Source organism: Streptomyces sp. Y309 (assembly GCF_056712025.1).
This window is the reverse complement of sequence record NZ_JBWYAE010000004.1, coordinates 235057-252894: the sequence shown is the minus strand read 5'-3', so window position 1 is coordinate 252894 and position 17838 is coordinate 235057. Positions and strand designations below refer to the sequence as shown.

Sequence of the window (17838 nt, the reverse complement as noted above, 5' to 3'; positions counted from 1 at the left end):
CGCCGCCAGGGCGCGCGGGGGTATCCCGCTCCTGGCCTGCTTCAGCCGGCTGCCAGATGGTCGGCGAGGCCCCTCTTAATCCCGGCGACGAAGGCGGCGATTTCCTGCGGCGTGTAGATAAGTGCGGGACCGGTGGGGTCGGTCGACTGCCGCACCGCCACGCGGCCGTCGGGGAGTTGCTTGGTCTCCACACACTGCCCCCCGTTAGGACCGCTCCACGGACGCTCCCAGCCGTGCCCGCCGAGGTCCGCGGCGGGCATCCCGTTGTAGATGTGAACGCTGACGTTGGTCATAAGTACTCCTTGCGCATGCGATACAGCAGGGCTTTGCTCTCGGCGGATGAGGACAGCAAGGCCATCCGGTTGTGGGCCTCGAGGTGGGCGGCGACGTCCGAGCGCTGGTCCAGGAACATGGAGGCGGTAAGAATCTCGCTGTAGACGATGTCGGGCAGTTCCGGTTCCTCGAATCGGAAGTAGGTGAAGGGGGCGCACGCCCCGACGTGGGCGCCTGCTGAGAATGGGACGATGTCGAGGCTGACGTGGTCCAGCTCCAACATTTCCAGGAGGTGGTCGATCTGCGCCCGCATCACCGTGGTGCTGCCTACCACTCGGTGTAGTACGGCCTCTTCCATCACCACCCACAGCGTGGGCGCGTCCGGTTTCTCCAGCAGGCCCTGGCGGCGCAGCCGCAGATCGACACGCCGTTCCAGGTCCGCTTCGCTGTCGTTCGGGAAGCCTGCGCGCAGGACAGCGCGCGCGTAGTCGTATGTCTGGAGCAGTCCGGTGACGTAGTGAGGCTCGTAGGTTCGCAGGATCTTGGCGCCGGTTTCCAGGCTGACGTAGCCGGTGAACCAGCTGGGCAGCACATCGCGGTATGCGTGCCACCAGCCGGGCACGTTGGCCTGCTCGGCGAGGGCGGTGGACTCGTCGATCTCCCGCTGATCAGCCCCGTAGGTCTGCAGCAGCTTCTCCACGTACAGGGGCTTCAGGGCGACCTCCGCCTTCTCCAGGCGGCGGATGGTCAGAGGTGTCACGCGCAGGGCCCTGGCGGCGTCCTCCCGTGAGACTCCCGCGCTCTCTCGTCGTTCCTGCAGCCGTTTGCTGAGGATCATGCGGAGAACAGTGGGTGCACTCGTGCCGGTGCCCGAACGAGCTTTGCTCACGCCCTATCTCCTTTGGAACTGTTCTGACACGGACATGCCGAGCTACACCAGTTCGATTCACCTCTCTTTTGAAATTATCAGAGAGCATGTTGCAGCACGAACTCGCCAGCGAGCATAGTTACTTGTACGCCTGCTCCTGCCAACCGCGGGCGCACCACCGTCAACCCTCCGCACAACCCCTGGAGTTGAAGCGCGCCGGAGCTTTGACAGCGTTCCAGCGCTCTAGCCCCCCCCACCCGCCAGACGGGGCCTTGCTCATTTGTCTGCCTTGCAGTGCCCGTCCTGACGGAAGGCGACCGCCGTGTCTCCTCAGACGCATCCTTCCTTCCAACTTCTAGACCTCACGATCCCGAACCGAGCACACTGGCTCGAGCTCCCTGCCAAGCCATCCAGCGTCAGCGTCGCCCGCTCCGTCATGGATGAGCGGCTCCGCGCGTGGCGTCTGCCCAGCGAGCTGCGCCAGGACGCCGTTCTGCTCGTCTCCGAACTGGCCACTAACGCCATCCTCCACACGCCCAGCACCCGTATCGTGTGCGGCGTCGGGCTCCTTGCGCGCCACCGTGTCCGCCTTGAGGTCCACAACCACGACAACACTGCCCACTACCTGCCGATATGCGTACCGGCCCCCGACAGTGAGAGCGACGACGGACCGCTCCTCGTGCAGCTGATCGCAAACAACTGGGGAGTCGACCGCTCAACGCTCACCGGAGGCAACGTGGAGTGGGCAACCCTGACTACCCGCCCTGTGGGCACACGATTTGGACGCTTGCCTCGACGTCCCAGCGCAATACACGCAGCCTTTCCCAACCTCACGCTGATCCGTGGTGGAGGGCGAGGACGGCTTGGACGATCGCGGCGATGCAGCTGGGGCTGCACTGGGTGCGCTTCGAGCGGGTCGTGCGGCGTAGCAAGGACCTGCCCGTCTCGCGCTTTCCGGCGCTGCAGGGCCTCCTGGTCGCTATCGTCGCACTCGCCATGATCGCGTCGTGATCTTCGGGTGGGTGGGGTGTCGACGACCGGCCACCGCGCCCTCGGGTTACCCGAGCTGAACCGGTTCTTGTAGTGGCCTTGAAGCCGGGCGTGGTTGCCTGGGTGGGTGGGAGAACGCAGGTCTGAGTCCTGTACCGCGGAGGCATCCCGAGGCGCTGTCGTGAGCGTGCCGTCCTCGAAGTCCAGGCCTGCGGCCGCCTGGTCGCTCATGTCGCAAAAGCGCCTGGGCATCCATCAGGAGCTCTGCGCGGATGGGTTCGCCAGGCAGAGGCAGGACAAGGGCAATCGGCCTGATCTGCTTACCACCGCCGAGCGGACCGAGCTGCCCAACTCCGCAAGGAACAGGCCGGGTTGCGTCGGGCGAACGAAATCCTCAGAGCCGCCCTGGTGTTCTTAGCGAAGGAGCTCGGCCGGAACCCGCACGAGGCTGACGCGGCGATCCACCACCTCCGCGACGACTTCCGGGCCGAGCCCGCATGCCGGGAACTCAGCCTGTCGATCTCGGCATTCAACGCCCCGCCACCGACGTCCGAAGTCCACCCGGCGACAGCACGACTAAAAGCTCATCGAGCATTCCTGCCGGATCCATGACACGTCCGGCCAGACCCATGGAGCCCGGCGCACCCACCGGCTGCCGACGCGAGGGCATCACCACAGCCCGCCGCACCATCGAACGCCCCATACAAGACGACAGCCGGCGAGGCGTGATCCGCAGACAGCGACGCCACACCACGATCCCGAACCGTCCGCACTCAGGCCACCTGATCTGGTCAACCGGCGCTTCATCGCGAGCCTGCCGAACCGGCTATGGGTCGCCGACCTCACGTATGCCCGCACCTGGTCGGGCTGGGTGTACGTCGCCTTCGTCCTGGACGTGCACTCGAGAATGATCGTCGGATGACAGCTCGCCACCCACATGCGGACCGATCTTCCACCGAACGCCCTGGAGATGGCCCTATAGCGGCGGGGCATCAAGAAGGGATGGGTCCGACCCGATTCCTCACAGCGACCTCGGTTCGCAAATACGTGTCAATTCGCTACGGTGAGCGGCTGATTGAGGCCGGCGCGACCACATCCGTCGGTCCATCACCGACAGCTGTGACAACGCGATGCCCAGGCCCTCAACGGTTCCTTCAAGGCCGAGCTGATCCAACATCAAGGCCCCTGGCATGACGCTGACCAGGTCAAACACCACCGTCGTCCAGTGAGTCGGCTGGTACAACACCAAGCGCCCGCACTCCACTCTCGACTACCTCCCGCCCGAGGAATCCCCAGGCCCAGCACAGCCGATCACAGACGGCCCCGAACACACGGAGCATGGTCGCAGTCCTACTTGTCTCTGGCCGGGCAGAGCAGCGGCGGAACGCGTTTCCACATCTTACCGCTGAGCAACTTCCACTCATGTGTGCGATGCGTTCGAAGGCGATGACAAGACAAGCTTAGAAGTAGGTAAAGTCAAGTCGCCCCTGCCGCCCAGCGTGACATAACCAGCTCAGCTGGGCTCGCCACCCTCGATCGGGTGAAATGCGACGCTTGGATCGCCCTTCACTCGAAGGTGTCGTTTTCCTTGCTGCAGGAGGGCCGTCGTCGGTCCGTTCTCTCCAAAGCGCTACCTTGAGAGTTGACCAAATCTCGTTGCTGATCGAGGGGGAGGGATTGAGCACCCCAACATATAGAGGACAGGATCGGCGTCCGGGGATGACACCAGCGGAAATTGCCGAGCTCTCAGGCAGAGTCACTCGACCCACCGTGGCCTCAGTCGCGGCAACTGCGGGTGTCCCTGGGCATCGGGTACGCAGAGGTATCTCGCAAGAGAACGGTGCCCGCATGGCAGCAGCCATGTCGGTCGGATTGCTCACGGATCGTACAGCTCGGGCCATTGCTGCTGATCCGCAAGAAGTGATCCGGGCCGCGCAGGAGCTCCAAGCGTTGGTGTGGGAGATCATGCAATCGAAATACGAAGGAGGCGCTGATGGAGTAATAGCGGCTTGATTTCATAACGGTGGGCTCGGCCACTCCGCCAAGAAGTCCCCGAGCCCACCCCACAGTTGATCTCTTCAACATCCGGAGCTGGCCCCTTCGTGCCCGCCCGCTGCGGCGGTCAATGAAGGCTGCCGTTCTTCACCGGATCTATGAGGAAGACACCACCTGATTGAAGGAGAGAGTACCTAGTGAGCGTGGCTTTTTCCCCGCATCACCGCGTAGTTGTCCAGAGTGTTACCGATATGTGCTCCCCTTCACGCGCGGGATCCGGGGGCGTGTGGCAGAAGCTGCCGGCGGGCCGCCTGAGGCAGACTCGTTCCTGGTGCCCAGAGGTCCTCGCTCTACTTGTAGCGCACGACTCAAGTGGTGACTCCCTCAGCTCATACTTCACCGTTCGGGTCCGGCGCCGGCTAACGGCACTTGCTGAAACGCACCTTGCGCAGGGCAGGGGATGGGATCAGTTCTCTGGCATCTGCCTGTGGCACTGCCTGTTTCACCGCTTTGTCCTCACCAGCATTGTTCAAAGTCAGGCAGAGAATCCGTCCCGGATCTACTTCCGGGAGGATGTGCGATGACAATGTTCCTCGCTCCCACTCGTGCCCCTGATTTGGACACAACTGCCATCGGGGAGCAGCAGTCGCCTACGCCACAATCAGCCAGCTGCTCTGCCTGGAACCAGCAGCATGTCTTCCGCCACGAGGCCACCTACCTCTACACAGATGAAGACAATCTGATCCTTGCTGAGGTGAGCCGCAGCTACTGCACCGTGATCGGGTGCGAGGAAGAGATCTTCCGCACCGCATACCCGAATGGCAAGCCCCCCAGAGACCTGATGCTCTATGGAACACCGGGGCTGGCCTCCGCCATCGACGCGGGACGCACCGTCTACGTGTGCGGGGACGAAAGGGATGTTGACCAGCTCCAGGACGCTGGTTTCACAGCGGTCTGTGCCCCACACGACTCTAACGGCGGCTCGTATCGCTCCTGGCGTCCCATCCATATTCAACAGTTGCGGGGGGCCCAGGCAGTGGTCATTACCACGCATGACGTCGCTGGTATGCAGCAGGCGGGGGACATCGCCAACTTGCTGTATGGCACTGCGACGTCGGTCCGGATGGCTTACCGCTCTGCACCCAACACCTTTCCCGTGGCTGAGAGTCCCTCCAGCGATATCATCAGCGACCTCACTGACATTCCGCCCAGCCAGTTGGCTGGCGTTGGCATCGCCAGTGCCATCGTTTCCCAGCCTCCGGCCCTACCAATCACCGTGCCTGGCTACGACCAGCCCACGTCTTGCCAAGACTCCAACTCACAGGAGGCGCCAGGCCTTGCCGTCATCGGATCTCCCGACTGGCGCTACGAAGCTACTGCGGACTCCGGCACCCTTTGGAAGGCCCGACGGGGCAAAGACAAAGGGTGGGACGTCGTCTTGGACTGGGCCCCCTATGTCTCGGAGCGCCTCATTCTCCTGGGGGACGACGGAAAGTCTGCGGGCCGCTACTACACCATCACTATCGGCTCCGACACCCTCACCAAGAGCCTGGCTGACCTTCGTACAGCGGACGGATGGAACGATTTCAGCGATGACACCGGCGGGGCTTCCCGAGGTATCCGCGAAGTCCTCATCAACACCATCACCGACCAGGGGAAGCGCCTGCCACGCACTCCTGTAGTCACTCACACCGGTTGGCACCAACTGCCCGACAACGGGCTGACATACGTCTACGCCGACGGCCGAACCTATCCCGAAGGTCGACGGGTACGCATTATCAATGTCCCTGAACCCCTGAGAAAAGCGGCTGAACCTCCGCCCGAATCCTCTTCCCTCGAGGCCTGCCGTCAAGCTGTCACCGACGTGGCCACTCATGGTTGGGCAGCACTAATGTGCCTGGCAGTCGGAGCCCGCTCACTCGGTTATTCACTGCGCCCCGTACCAGCGACGTTCATCCTGGACGCCGCTCCCAACTCAGGCAAGACCTCAGCAGCCAATAATGGCCGCAGCCTTTTGTTCACGCCCCGGCCACACGCCTGGCCTCCAGTGCCTACCAAGGGCATGAACAGCACCATCACCGACATCGAATGCGCCATTGACTTCGAAGGTGATACTCCCCTCCTTCTGGATGACATCCCCCTGACCCGTGCATCATCTGGCGTCGAAGTACGGGAGATGGAAAAGAAGCTGGAACTCATCATCCGTGCCGCTGGCAATGCCACGGAGATCAAAGGACGCCGCAACCGTGACCTGACAGCCAAACCCAGCAATCGAATCCGCGCAATCCCAGTAATTGCCGCTCAGATGCTGCCCCCCACTCTGCAGGAGTCCCTCTACCGGCGCTCAGTCGTGGCCTACCTCTCCCGCGACGGCGAAGACGTCGACTGGCGCTGGTACAAAGAAGTTGGCGGTCAGAAACTCGCTGCCCCATTGCGCACCATCGGTGACCGCATCATCGCCCTGCTGCACGCTCAAGAAGACCCCGACAGCTACCTTGAAGGCCTGGAAGCACAGGCCCTCAAACAGTTTGCTCCGCATGCGGAAGCCCGACTTGCCCAATGCAGCGGCACAGTGGACGGTGTCGTCACCGCAGCTTCAGCGATGCTTTCGGGCCTCGGACTAGTGGCGGCTGTCACCGGTACCAAGATGGCCAACCTGATCGATGTGGTCGCCACACCGCTAGCTGCCTCAATCGCCAGGCAGGCAACGCGGATGGACGAACAGAACACGGCTCAAGATGGTGTAGCAGTCGCGGTGGGAGAGGTACTTCGCAAGGCGTTGGCCCGCCGACGCGCTCATATCCGTGACAACAAAGGAACTACCGGTCCCTTCGTTCCTGGCTTTGACGAACAGGGCCAAGGAGTCACACAGAAGCGCAGCAAGGCGGGATGGGAGGGCAACGGACCGGCGCTGTACTGGCTACCCGATCGCGGTCCTGCTATCGGAATCACCACAAGTAATCTCAACATGCTCTTCAAGGAGAGTGGAGACTCCCGGGTCAATCACTACTCCGACCGTGCTCTTCCGGAAGCCCTTCTACAGGCTGGAGTAATCTACCGCAACAACACACAAAAGGACCGCGTCGCCTCTCACCGGGTACGTATTGGCTCCGACAACTATCGGCTCCTCCTCATCAAGTCCAATATCGTTTGGGAACCGTGAGTACGTGAGCTGAGGTAGAGCGAACGCTGCTCATTCTGGGGTCCGTGGGTAATGGCGGGGGCGGTTGCCGGTCTGTAACGCGGCAGGGCTCCTGGTCGTTGCGCCGGTGACCTCGCTCGCCAACGTCTCGACACAGGAACCCTGCTGGTCCCGTATCCTGCCATGCTCGATGTCCTCCACGAGGTCGTTGAGCACGTTTCCTGGCTGGTCTATACCCGAAGGCGTGAGTTGAACTCCCGCTGGCGCACGCTGGGCTGTCCGGCAGGCCCCCTGCTCGTCTGGTCCACCTACGCAAGAACGAGACACTCCTCGGGCCGCCGCACGGTTCGGCGTCTCCACCGCGACTGCCGGCTGGCACCTGACCGAGGCAGTCGAGACCCTCGCCGAGCCTGCACGAGGTTCTTCATGAACTTCCTACTCTCGCGCGCTCGTGGAGGAGCCACAAAGCTCATCGTCAGGCATGAGGGTGACCACCGATGAACCGCCCCGCCATCTCCAACGAGCCCGGGGCAGTTCACCGTACAGCTTGTCGGTCGCATTCCCGCATGGTGACTGCTAGTAACTGACACGCCATCAGTCACCAGCCGGTTTCCATGCACTGGCTTCATGGCAGGAGCAGACCATCACGCGAGCAGCCCGCATTGACGCGTGACGTCAATGCTGCCATCGAAGACGCGGCGCAGGGCGAGAACTCCTACTGAAGCGCCGGACCCGCTCCACGATGACGACTATGAGAACGACCATCGGTCCTGAGTGAGCCGGTAGATCCCGCCCCGCTCTCTGTGTGTTTGCTCAGCTGCGGGGCAGACAGACAGCATAGGCCTGAACGCTGTGCGAAGAGCTTTCCGAGGAGTTATAGGCAGTAACCTGCCAAAGTAGCTGATCCGGCCGAGGCTGAGTGCGACCTGCTTCACGACTCAGACGAATTTGCATGACAATTCATAGCCCTGCCTCGAAGGCGACAGGCTACGAGCGGTGAGATTTCCGTGCTGCAGCTCGCACGGAGATGACTTTCCGCAGAAAATGGCAATCGCCATATGAGGCAGGTGCACGACCGGTCTCTCCAGCGATCCCCAGACGAGGATCACGCCGCCCGAAGAGGATGCCCCTCAACTGGACAACGTGGGGAAGTATCCTCGACAGCAAAGATAGTAAGCCCGGTGTTGGTTGTCGGCGCGGGGACGGAGGGCGAGCACCTGGTCCGGTTGTCCTCCCCTTGTGTGTTGTCGAACTGCCCTATCTGCTCCCGCATTTGACCGCGCTACGGTCGTCTCATCCGAGATTGGAAGGGCCGAAAGGCACGCGTCATCAGGCCGTGGGCGAGGCGCCGACGGGTGGGTGAAGCCGAGGGCTTCGAGTTGACGGATGTTGTTTGCGTTTGCGGCGTTCGGGTCGATGCGGGTGTCGTAGTAGTCGGAGCCGAGGTCACAGAGGACGACACACGCAAGCGGAATGTGTACTGGGTGCGTCTGATGGGCCCCTCGTCTGCCCTGCTACTTTCCGCTCTCCGCAAGCTGAGCCCGTCACCGGCCGGAATGCGTCAGGGCCCCGAGTAGCAGATGGGCATGCTCGCCAACACCCACTCCTCAGGCGGTGTTGGCAGCTCCAGCCAGTCGGACTGGATCTCCTGGCCCGGCGGGTGGGCGATCACCGCGCTCTCGCGATCCCCGGCATGGTTCGCAGTGCGGTCGCACTCAATACGGGCGCAGAGCCCGGGTGAACGTCGAGTACCCGCCCTCATAGTCGAGTTCGCAGACCTCGTCGAACAGCGTCGTCGCCTACAAGTGCGGATCATCAGCGAGTCGCTGCAGGCAGTACTCCAGGAACGGCACAAACACGTCCGGAGCCTGCCGCCTCTCACCCGGCACACGCTTGCTGTTCAGGTAGTGCCGGATCGTCTGGCGGTCACGGCCCAGATTGCCGGGCGATCGACGAGATCGTCCATCCCTGCCGACGCAGAGCATGAGCATCCACGTCTTCCTAATTCCTTAAGCACTCCGGTGTCCCCGGGTGAGGTTGCCGAGCCGTGAGGTCCGTTACACCTTCTTCGAGCTGGGCTGGTGAAGCCTCTGATTAGAGCGTGCGGGCGGGTGCCGGTTAAGCGTCCTTGCTGCCGCTCTTGTAGTCGACGATCAACTGCAGCCTGGTGGCATTGGCCTTGCCGTTCTCGGCGCGGCTGAGAAGCGTGAGGTCGAACAAGCTCCGGTCGACCTTGCCCTAGCAGACCAGCCGTTGCGCATAAGCGGTATCGCATGGGTGTGGCCCGCACTCCGGCTGATCGCAATGGGGATCTGTCCGCGGCCCTTTCCCTGCTGTGCGGAGATCGGGTGGCCCTTGCCGTCCACCGCGACCCGCCGGTAATCACGGTGGCCCAGTGCTTGGTGGTGCCAGGTGTCTGTCCTCTGTGTGTGGGCGTCAGCGCCAGCCGCAGCTACGGCGCTCTCGCTCAGCGTGTTTGGCCGGTTCTTGTGCGCTGGCTGACGGCATGGCTGCCACTGCGGACAACGCCACAGCCGCGACGATCGCTAACGCGGCGGAGCGTGGCGCCATCCTGCGCCTGCCATCTTTAACGCACAACCTTCCTGTAATCAGGATAGTTGACAGAAAAAATTGACCCTTGAGAGCCAAGAGATCGGAGTATTTTCATCCCACTACGCTCGCTCAACGCTGTTACAAGCCACGAAAGTCGTGCAGCTCAGGCCGCGGGAAGCGCCATAAGACGGCCATCTCGGCCAGGACCAGGCCAATCGGCGTCGCTTGAGCCGTGGCGCGGCCAGCATGTGCATGAGACCAGCCTGCCGGTTGCGCACCGTTACGGTGGCGCGTGCGCCCGCCGCCGGGTGAGGAGTTGTCGCAGGTGGTGTTACCGCACCTGGCCGGGGTGTTGGTGAAGCATGTGAGCACAACGGGGTGATTACACACCGTTCTCAGAACCCGAACATAGCTGTCGGTGCCCACGTCTGAGCTGGGGTGCACCCCTGGTGTGTCGGCACGGTTCGATCAGGCTGGCATTGAGCCGTCGTCAACAGCTGATCACGGTTGACTGGATAGAGGGCTGGGGCGGATTCGAAATCACGTGCTGTGATGTCTCGCGCACCAAACGAACATCCATGGCCCAACTCCGAGCAATGGAGGTCAGTTTGATGAGACACAGACTCAGACTCGCAACAGTGTGTGCGGCCACCCTGATGGCCACAGGCGCGGCGTCGGTTACCGCGCAGGCGGCGTCGGACACCACGGGTTCCGCGCAGGCGGAGCCGAGCTATGCGGGTTCCGCGCAGGCACCGCAGAACAGCTCGCCGTCCTACTGCAACGGAACCTGGGACCACAGGCCCTATTGGGGATCCACGTCGGGGAGCTATTGCTGGCAGCCCGCCCACGTCGAGGGCTGGATCGCCGACACGTACCACGAGCGCTACTACAACAGGTGCGTAGAAATACGCTTCGACTGGTACAAGCAGGGCACCTGGGTCGGCGCAAAGAAGGCCCGCTCCTGCTACGGCTCGCCCACCACCTTCAAGTTCAAGTCCCCCGACCCACGTGCTGACTGGGTGAACTGGCGGTTCCAGACCGTCTGATCAGCAGAGAGGCCGTACGTGGCTCGGAGCCGTAGGTGACCATACTCGCCCACGGCCGAGCCAGGCACTCAGGCGGCCGGTTCGACGCACAACAGGGAAGCGGGAGCCCCGCGATCGGACCGGTCGCCCAAACGCTCAACCTCAACGTGCCAACCGTGAGGTATCAGAGGACGTTAAGTCCCTTCTCTCTTGGTTCGCGATCGCTCGTTCGAAGTACTGATCGCCGCACAGGTTCGCTGATGATCATGCACATGCTGAGATGCAGTCATGGAACAAGAGCCGTATCCGAGCGACTTGTCGGACGCGCAGTGGGCGTTGATCGGTGCGACACGAAGTCGCGCATTTCGTGTGAACTCACAGATTGGAGGCCGGCACACGATGCGCTTCCGGGCACAAACTGCGGCGTCTCTAGTGCGGTGTCCGTGACCGGCTGGGTCCAGGTTGCCGGAAGGCTTCCCTCCGGAGGATGGCGCTCCGCGCCGCCCAGGCGGGGCGCCACACGGTCCAGGCGCGGGTCCGTGGCGGACAGCCGACACGAATCTGCCACCAGAGTTCGATCAGTTCCTGCCGCACCTTGATGAGCGCCGTCGTCGGCTGTCAACGCGATCGGCCATGGTGGCATCGCCATGGTGGCGGCCTCCGGTGTCAGCACCGCAACCATCGCACGCGGCGTCGCCGAACTGGCCGGGCCGCCTGGCGCCGAACGGCTCTACCCCACCACGCTCGCCCCCCCAACCCGACCGGCCGGGGCCGCAAGCGGTAGCCCAGCCGCTAAGGAGTGTCCGACGGGTCGAGTAACCGAGCCGCGCTGGTGTCGTTCCGGCCAGCGTGGGGCGAGGTGATCTGTCGGGTCGGGAGTGGGCCCGACTTGAGCCGTACTTGCCGAAGAACACGGGGCGGGGCGGGCGATGGAGGTCGATGTCTATGGCTCCCTGACTCTCAGGGCTGCCGCGCTGCTGCAGACCCTGGCGCAGTTGCCGTGCCTGGAGCGCTCGAACGAGGCCTTTGCGTGGCACGCCACCGGGACCTACCTGGCCCTCAACGGGCGGCAGTTCGACTACCCGCCAAAGGCGGCCCTCGCGCTCGTGCGCGACGCCGCCCTGGGAGCATCGCCCGCCAACTGTCCGACTGGACCATCCCCTGACCGCCAGGACGGCGTACACGACGGACAGCGCAGCACCGCGAAGACGTACGTCAGCCGATCACCGGGGTCCTTGGTCTTCTGCGCCTGGACTCCTCGGTCCCTACCGCAGGCAGCCCTGCCCGCGGCGGCACCGGGGAGGTTCACCAGAATCCCCACGACACCTGCCAGGTCTAGATTCTCCCCCGCAGCTAGCTGGCCGAGATCCGTGCGCCCACTAGCCCGTCCAACGGCCGCACCTGGCAATTCATTCGCACCGCCTTCACCGACCACGCCGAAGCCGTGGAACACATCGTCAGCCGCCCCGGCGCCGACCTGCGTGTGCCTCTGGCAGATCCCCCTACCAATGCGGAGCAGGCGAGCTCGATGCTCAATGCCGACCCGAGTTGCTCATCGTCCGGACCCGTGAGCAGTGCCAGCTAGTCCACAAACGGATCAGACGCGGCGACAGCCTGTGCGTCGTCGCCCGCGAACTCCAGCTCAGCCGCGAAACCGTAGTCCGCTTCGCCAAGGCCGCCGACGTCGAGGACCTCCTCAGCACGAGCCATCCGCCGGCCGAGCGTTCTCGCTGACAACCGTCGCTACCTGCACCACCGGGGGCTGGACAGCTGTACCAACGCCTCTGCCCTGCTCCGGGATATCCAGCAGCACGGCGGCATGGTGTGTGTTTTCGGACGGCTTCCTGCTGTGAGCCGGGGCACAATCCATTCACTAAATGTGAAGATCCTTCACGCCACCCTCACTGGCGGCGCAGAATCTGTTGCTGCCGAGCCGCCAGTACGCGCACCACAGCAAGATCAGATTCGTTAAAGTCTGCACTATTTATACATAGTTGTCCGTAATTCTGGGCAACCCCTCCTGCTGATTACGACCTCACGCCTGCCTCCTGTACGTATGGCCTCAGCAGTCCGGCCGACCACCGGAACTGCCTCTCCACCACGTTCACTTGGGGGTTCACACATGTCCGGACTCACTCGGCGCCGGGCCATCGGCGCCGCGGCGAGCGCCGCCGCCGCGAGCGCCGCCGCCGCGAGCGCCGCCACCGGTCTCACCGTCGACGGTGCGGGCCACAAATCCGCCGCGGTCGCCGCGCCGCAGACCCAGAACCGGCCAGGCAGCGTGCCCGGCTCCTTCGACGAGGTGTACCTCGGCCGCCGCATCCAGGGTGGACCTGTCTCGGGCCACGGAGGACACCACGGGGGCCACGGCGGCGGCTACTCCGTCCGCATCGACGGCGACGAGCTGCACATCATGCGCAATGCCGACGGCACCTGGATCAGCGTCATCAACCACTACGAGCCCCGGACCTCCCCGCGCGCCCTCGCCCGCGCCGCCGTCACCGCCCTCCAGGGTGCCCTCCTCGTCCCGCTCGCCCCGTCCCCGTCCGCCGTCTGATCCGGAGCACCACCGCCATGGCCGTACGCAAGAACCAAGCCCAGCTCACCGCCGGCGAAAAGCGGCGCTTCGTCAACGCACTGCTCGCCCTCAAGCGCGACGGCCGCTACGACTCCTTCGTCAGCACGCACAACGACTTCATCATGAGCGACACCGACAACGGCGACCGCGTCGGTCACCGCTCGCCGTCCTTCCTGCCCTGGCACCGCCGCTTCCTCATACAGTTCGAGCAGGCGCTGCAGTCCGTCGACCGGTCCGTCACGCTCCCCTACTGGGACTGGACCACCGACCGCACTCCCGCCTCCTCCCTGTGGGCCCCCGACTTCCTCGGCGGCACCGGACGCAGCCGCGACGGCCAGGTCACCGACGGCGCCTTCGCCGCCGCCACCAACGGCTGGCGCATCAACATACGTGTCGACGGCCGCGACTTCCTGCGCCGCAGCCTGGGCACGAACGGGTACCAACTGCCCACCAAGGCCGAGGTCGCCTCCGTCCTCGCCATGCCCACCTACGACGCACCGCCCTGGAACAGCGCCTCCGACAGCTTCCGCAACCACCTCGAAGGCTGGCGCGGCGTCAACCTCCACAACCGCGTCCACGTCTGGGTCGGCGGACACATGGCCACCGGCGCCTCGCCCAACGACCCCGTCTTCTGGCTCCACCACGCCTACATAGACAAACTGTGGACCCAGTGGCAGTCCCGCCACCCCAACTCGCCCTACCTGCCCGCCTCCCGCACCCCCAACGTCGTCGACCTCCACGACACGATGCGCCCCTGGAACAACGTCACCCCCGCGGCCATGCTCGACCACACCCGGTACTACACCTACGACACGGCCGCCTGAGCCTTTGTGCCCGCCAAGTGGGCTGGCCCCGCTGACCGTACCGCGCCACAACCGACGCGAACGCGAGCCAGGGCCCCTCCGGCCTCGGAGGCAACGGCTTCTGGCCTCGCCTCAGGCGGCGAGCCAGCCGCCGCTCAACGCGGTCTGGGACGGGAAGTCGGGGCGGCGGCCAGGAATGTGCCGCCCTTTGCTGGTTGGCGCGGCCGTGTTGGGGTAGAGCGCCGGATCGCCTACACAGCTGGGCCGGTCCCGTCCCAGGGATTCCGCGGCCGTCTGCAGCGGCTGGGTGTACGGACCGGTCTCGGCGGCCGCTGCGGTTGTCTGCCCTGGGAGGGGATGTGGACGTCATGACGACGCAGCCCCGCACCCGGCTGGAGACGATCGTGCGGAGGCCGGCTCGCCGGATCCAGTAGGAGGCCAAGGAGTGCTCGTCGAACACGCCGCCGCCCTCGGCATCGACATGGAAACCGTCCAACGCACCCCCAGACCAGGGGATTTACCCCCTTCCGAAACGGTGGATGGTCGAGCGTCCGTCGCCGACCCGAACCTAGCCACTCGCGGCCGAGGCGTGCGGCTCGATGGCCGCTCTCGCCCTGGACGCCGCCGTCCTGCTGGTTCTGGCCGTTCGGCCCCAGCTCGGCGGCGAGCGTAGTTGCTTCCCTTGCCGGTCGCAGCTCGACGAAGACGCGATCGGCACCTGTATGGAGACGATCGACGTCATGAGGATGACATCGAGCTATAGCTACGCCCCGGGACGGCCGTCATCTGCCCGTTTCTGTCGGCCGTCCCGGGGCAACCCATCCCGTTCCAGACGGGAGGGCACTCCCAGTATGGGCCTTACCCTGCACGTATAGGCTCGGTTCAGGCAGCGCGTCTGCTGTTGACCGCTGCCGCCGCGCCGTTGACGGGCTGAACCATCATCCCCGCCGTCACGCTGCACCGGCGCATCGCCGCCGCGCGACACGGCCGACTCACCGCCCTACCGCGGCGTAATGCCTGCGAATCCGTAGGGACGAAAGTCCAGTTACGGATGGAAACGCTAGTCTCTCGAGGCGTAAGAATCCACGTCCCCTGGAGCGGTGAACATGAAGAGGCCCGCGCGAAACAGCACGAAGCCTGTCGAGACGAAGCCCAGTGCCCGGTCCGCTCTGTATGGGGACAAGGTGCGCAGTGGTGATGAGTTCCAGCTCCCCCTGGAGAGTCTGTGCCCCAACCCGTACAACAAGCGGAAGATGAAGGGCGTCGCTGAGCTCGCTGGCACGATCAAGGAAGTGGGTCTGCTCCAGAGCATCGCCCACATCCGGGCTGATGTGTGGCTCAAGCATTACCCGGAAACCCGAAACAAGATCACGACCGAGAACGTGATCCTCTTCGGAGAGCATCGCTGGCGGGCGTATAAGTTGCTCGAGTTGCCAACGATCCCGAGTGTCCTACGCGATGACAAGGTCGAGGAAGCGCGGCTCATCACCCTGATCGAAAACCTGCGCCGAGCACAGCTCAGCGTCCTCGAAGAGGCCGAGCATTATCAGGCGCTGCGGGCCGACGGACTCTCCTACGAGCGGATCGCCGAGAAGGTCGGGGAGACCGTCGAGGGCTCGATCTCCAAAGGGACAGTGTGGAAGCGGGTCCGTCTTCTACAGCTTGACGCCGACATTCTGCGGGAGCTGCACGAGGGCAAGCTGGGGGTCAGCGCGGCGGAGAAGCTGCTTACGTTCTCTGACCCGCAGGACCAGCGGGACGCGGTGGCCCTGATCAAGGACGGGATGCTGGCTGCGGCAGCTCAATCGCAAGTCCTCGCCCGGCAACGAGTGAGCGACGACGCCAAGAGCAGCTCCTCATCCACGGCTCCCCCGAGGCCCACCGTTTCCAATGAAAACGGCGGAGCAGCGCCGCCGCGGCAGCGGCAGAAGGAAGACTCCAAGCCCGAACCGGACCAGTTCGAGAAGGACCGGGCAACCGCAGCGGCCGACCGCGAGGTGGCCTGCCAGTACCTCGTTGAGCACGTCGACCTTTCAGACCCCGCCTCCACGGAGATGCTGATCCGGGTGCATACAGCCGCCACGCTTACTCCGCCCCAGCAAGGTCCGGCTCAGCAGCGTGCTCTCGTCTGGCTCCGCCGTGTCAACCGACAGAAGCTGGAGGAATCGAGCGCTGGCGGCTACTTCAACGCTGTCACCGAGTCAGATGACGAAGAGCTCCGTCGGCTCGCTGCCTTCGCCTGCGCCCTTGCTACGTGTGAGCTCCGCACTGCCGCCCGCCGTCAGTCCTGGAGCGCTCGAGAGATCGGCCACGTGCGGTTTCTGCAGGAGTACGCCAAATACGTCTCCGAGACCGAGTGGGAGCAAAAGGAAATGGGTCTACTGACCGGTGGAGGCGGACGATGAGCGCCAAGACAACCGACACACGCTTCCGTCCCCGCGGGCGGAACTGGCCCCTGCTGTTCGCCTACCTGATCGCCTGCGGCGGCTCCACGAAGACGACGTCCAGCACCTCGCTGGCCGTGACCATGGCCTTGCGCGGCTACTCGAACACATTCCTGGACCTGGACGCTAACCAGTCCGGAAGCAAGGTGCTCGGATACACCCCAGAGGACCTGGAGGGCTACAAGACTGTCATCGACCTCATCGAGGGCAAGGCCACCTTCGATGAGGTCGTGCTCCCCGCCCGATACTGGGTCGGCACGGACGATGACGGCAACAACATCTACGAACCCATCCCCAACCTGCGGCTCATCCCGAGTCACCCTGATCTGTCCGGCACAGACACTCTGATCGCACTGGACCCAGACAGGAACGACTGGTTCATGGAGATGCTTCACTCCTACACTGGCGACGACGAGGTCTGGCACCTCGACTTCCCAGCCGCCTACGGGAAGATGGTGTATTCCGTTGCGCGCATGCTTGACGAAGATGACTTCGTCATCCCCTCTGTGCGCGCCGACCCCAAGGACGTAAACCTCATCCCCGCGCTGGATATGGAGCTCGCGGGCATCCGTGACAAGAACCGGAACAAGCGATCTGTACCTGGGCGCCCGTCCATGAACCACCTGCTCCTCACAGGCACGCCGACGCCCAGCTATAGAGAAGCGCCGGCCAGGCGCGCCACCCAGGCCGCTCACGCGCACCACGGTGAGATCCTCCTGCCGCTCGTCCGCTACTCCGCCGATGCGAAGAAGATGTACGAGGACACCTGCCCGCTGCCGATTCTTCTGCCGAACTCATATCCGGCCGTGGACTATCGCAAGGTCGTGACAGCGCTGGGCTTCACGGAACGTCAGCCGTCGTAGCAACGGCGTTTTCATTGGAAACGGTGGGGCCCGGATTCACGGGTTCGGGCTCCATCCGTTCTGCAAGCCTGTCTGTCCGAACGAGCCGAGCCGTCGTCTCAAACGAACTCGGTCGAAGAGCGCTGGCGATCTAGGAAACACGACACCTACGGGAAGGGCGGCGAGCATCGGGGTTCCTCCGGAACGCTCTACAGCCGCCCCCCAGACGTCCTCGCCAGCATGCGCACTGCATTCGCCATGGGCCCTGCGCCCCCGCCGCCGTGCGGATGGTCCGCGGCCAGGTCCGCCCGTACGGGGGCCGCTC

Annotated in this window: 11 protein-coding genes and 1 pseudogene; 9 read left to right on the top strand and 3 right to left on the bottom strand. The window is 64.2% G+C overall.

Going from position 1 to position 17838, the window contains the following annotated elements; all coding sequences use genetic code 11:
• Positions 1-41 precede the first annotated feature (41 nt).
• Positions 42-293, bottom strand: a complete 252-nt coding sequence (locus AC0KTA_RS41430) for a DUF397 domain-containing protein (protein WP_481057103.1) — start codon at positions 291-293, stop codon at positions 42-44.
• Positions 290-1162, bottom strand: coding sequence for a helix-turn-helix domain-containing protein (locus AC0KTA_RS41425; protein WP_481057102.1), 873 nt, complete (start codon positions 1160-1162; stop codon positions 290-292). The genes AC0KTA_RS41430 and AC0KTA_RS41425 overlap by 4 nt, the downstream gene beginning before the upstream one ends.
• A gap of 858 nt (positions 1163-2020) precedes the next feature.
• Here AC0KTA_RS41425 and AC0KTA_RS41420 point away from each other — a divergent pair.
• The 5 genes and pseudogenes from AC0KTA_RS41420 to AC0KTA_RS41400 all read left to right on the top strand — a co-directional run.
• A complete protein-coding gene (locus AC0KTA_RS41420; RefSeq protein WP_481057221.1) occupies positions 2021-2152 on the top strand; it encodes a hypothetical protein in 132 nt (43 codons plus the stop codon).
• A gap of 1827 nt (positions 2153-3979) precedes the next feature.
• Positions 3980-4144 carry a hypothetical protein gene (locus AC0KTA_RS41415; protein ID WP_481057101.1) on the top strand — a complete coding sequence of 55 codons (165 nt, stop codon included), beginning with the start codon at positions 3980-3982 and terminating at the stop codon, positions 4142-4144.
• A gap of 562 nt (positions 4145-4706) precedes the next feature.
• Positions 4707-7289 carry a KH domain-containing protein gene (locus AC0KTA_RS41410; protein WP_481057100.1) on the top strand — a complete coding sequence of 861 codons (2583 nt, stop codon included), beginning with the start codon at positions 4707-4709 and terminating at the stop codon, positions 7287-7289.
• Positions 7290-10432: 3143 nt separating this feature from the next.
• Positions 10433-10867: a hypothetical protein gene (locus AC0KTA_RS41405; protein WP_481057099.1), complete on the top strand. Its 435-nt coding sequence runs from the start codon at positions 10433-10435 to the stop codon at positions 10865-10867.
• 902 nt (positions 10868-11769) lie between these two features.
• A pseudogene (locus AC0KTA_RS41400) lies at positions 11770-12011 on the top strand (fic family toxin-antitoxin system, toxin component); the annotation flags it as partial.
• Between the two features lie 416 nt (positions 12012-12427).
• On the opposite strand, the gene AC0KTA_RS41395 reads toward AC0KTA_RS41400, so the two are convergent.
• Entirely contained in the window at positions 12428-12556 is a 129-nt protein-coding gene (locus tag AC0KTA_RS41395) for a hypothetical protein (protein WP_481057098.1), read from the bottom strand.
• 412 nt (positions 12557-12968) lie between these two features.
• Between AC0KTA_RS41395 and melC1 the strand changes: the two genes are divergently transcribed.
• The 4 genes from melC1 (at position 12969) to AC0KTA_RS41375 (ending at position 17534) form a co-directional block, all read left to right on the top strand.
• On the top strand, positions 12969-13403 hold the full coding sequence (gene melC1 / locus AC0KTA_RS41390; RefSeq protein WP_481057097.1) for an apotyrosinase chaperone MelC1: 435 nt from the start codon (positions 12969-12971) through the stop codon (positions 13401-13403).
• A gap of 17 nt (positions 13404-13420) precedes the next feature.
• Positions 13421-14248 (top strand): tyrosinase MelC2, encoded by an 828-nt coding sequence (gene melC2 / locus AC0KTA_RS41385; RefSeq protein WP_481057096.1) that lies wholly within the window; start codon positions 13421-13423, stop codon positions 14246-14248.
• 1085 nt (positions 14249-15333) lie between these two features.
• Positions 15334-16632, top strand: coding sequence for a ParB/RepB/Spo0J family partition protein (locus AC0KTA_RS41380; protein ID WP_481057211.1), 1299 nt, complete (start codon positions 15334-15336; stop codon positions 16630-16632).
• Positions 16629-17534, top strand: a complete 906-nt coding sequence (locus AC0KTA_RS41375; RefSeq protein WP_481057095.1) for a ParA family protein — start codon at positions 16629-16631, stop codon at positions 17532-17534. The genes AC0KTA_RS41380 and AC0KTA_RS41375 overlap by 4 nt, the downstream gene beginning before the upstream one ends.
• Positions 17535-17838: the final 304 nt, after the last annotated feature.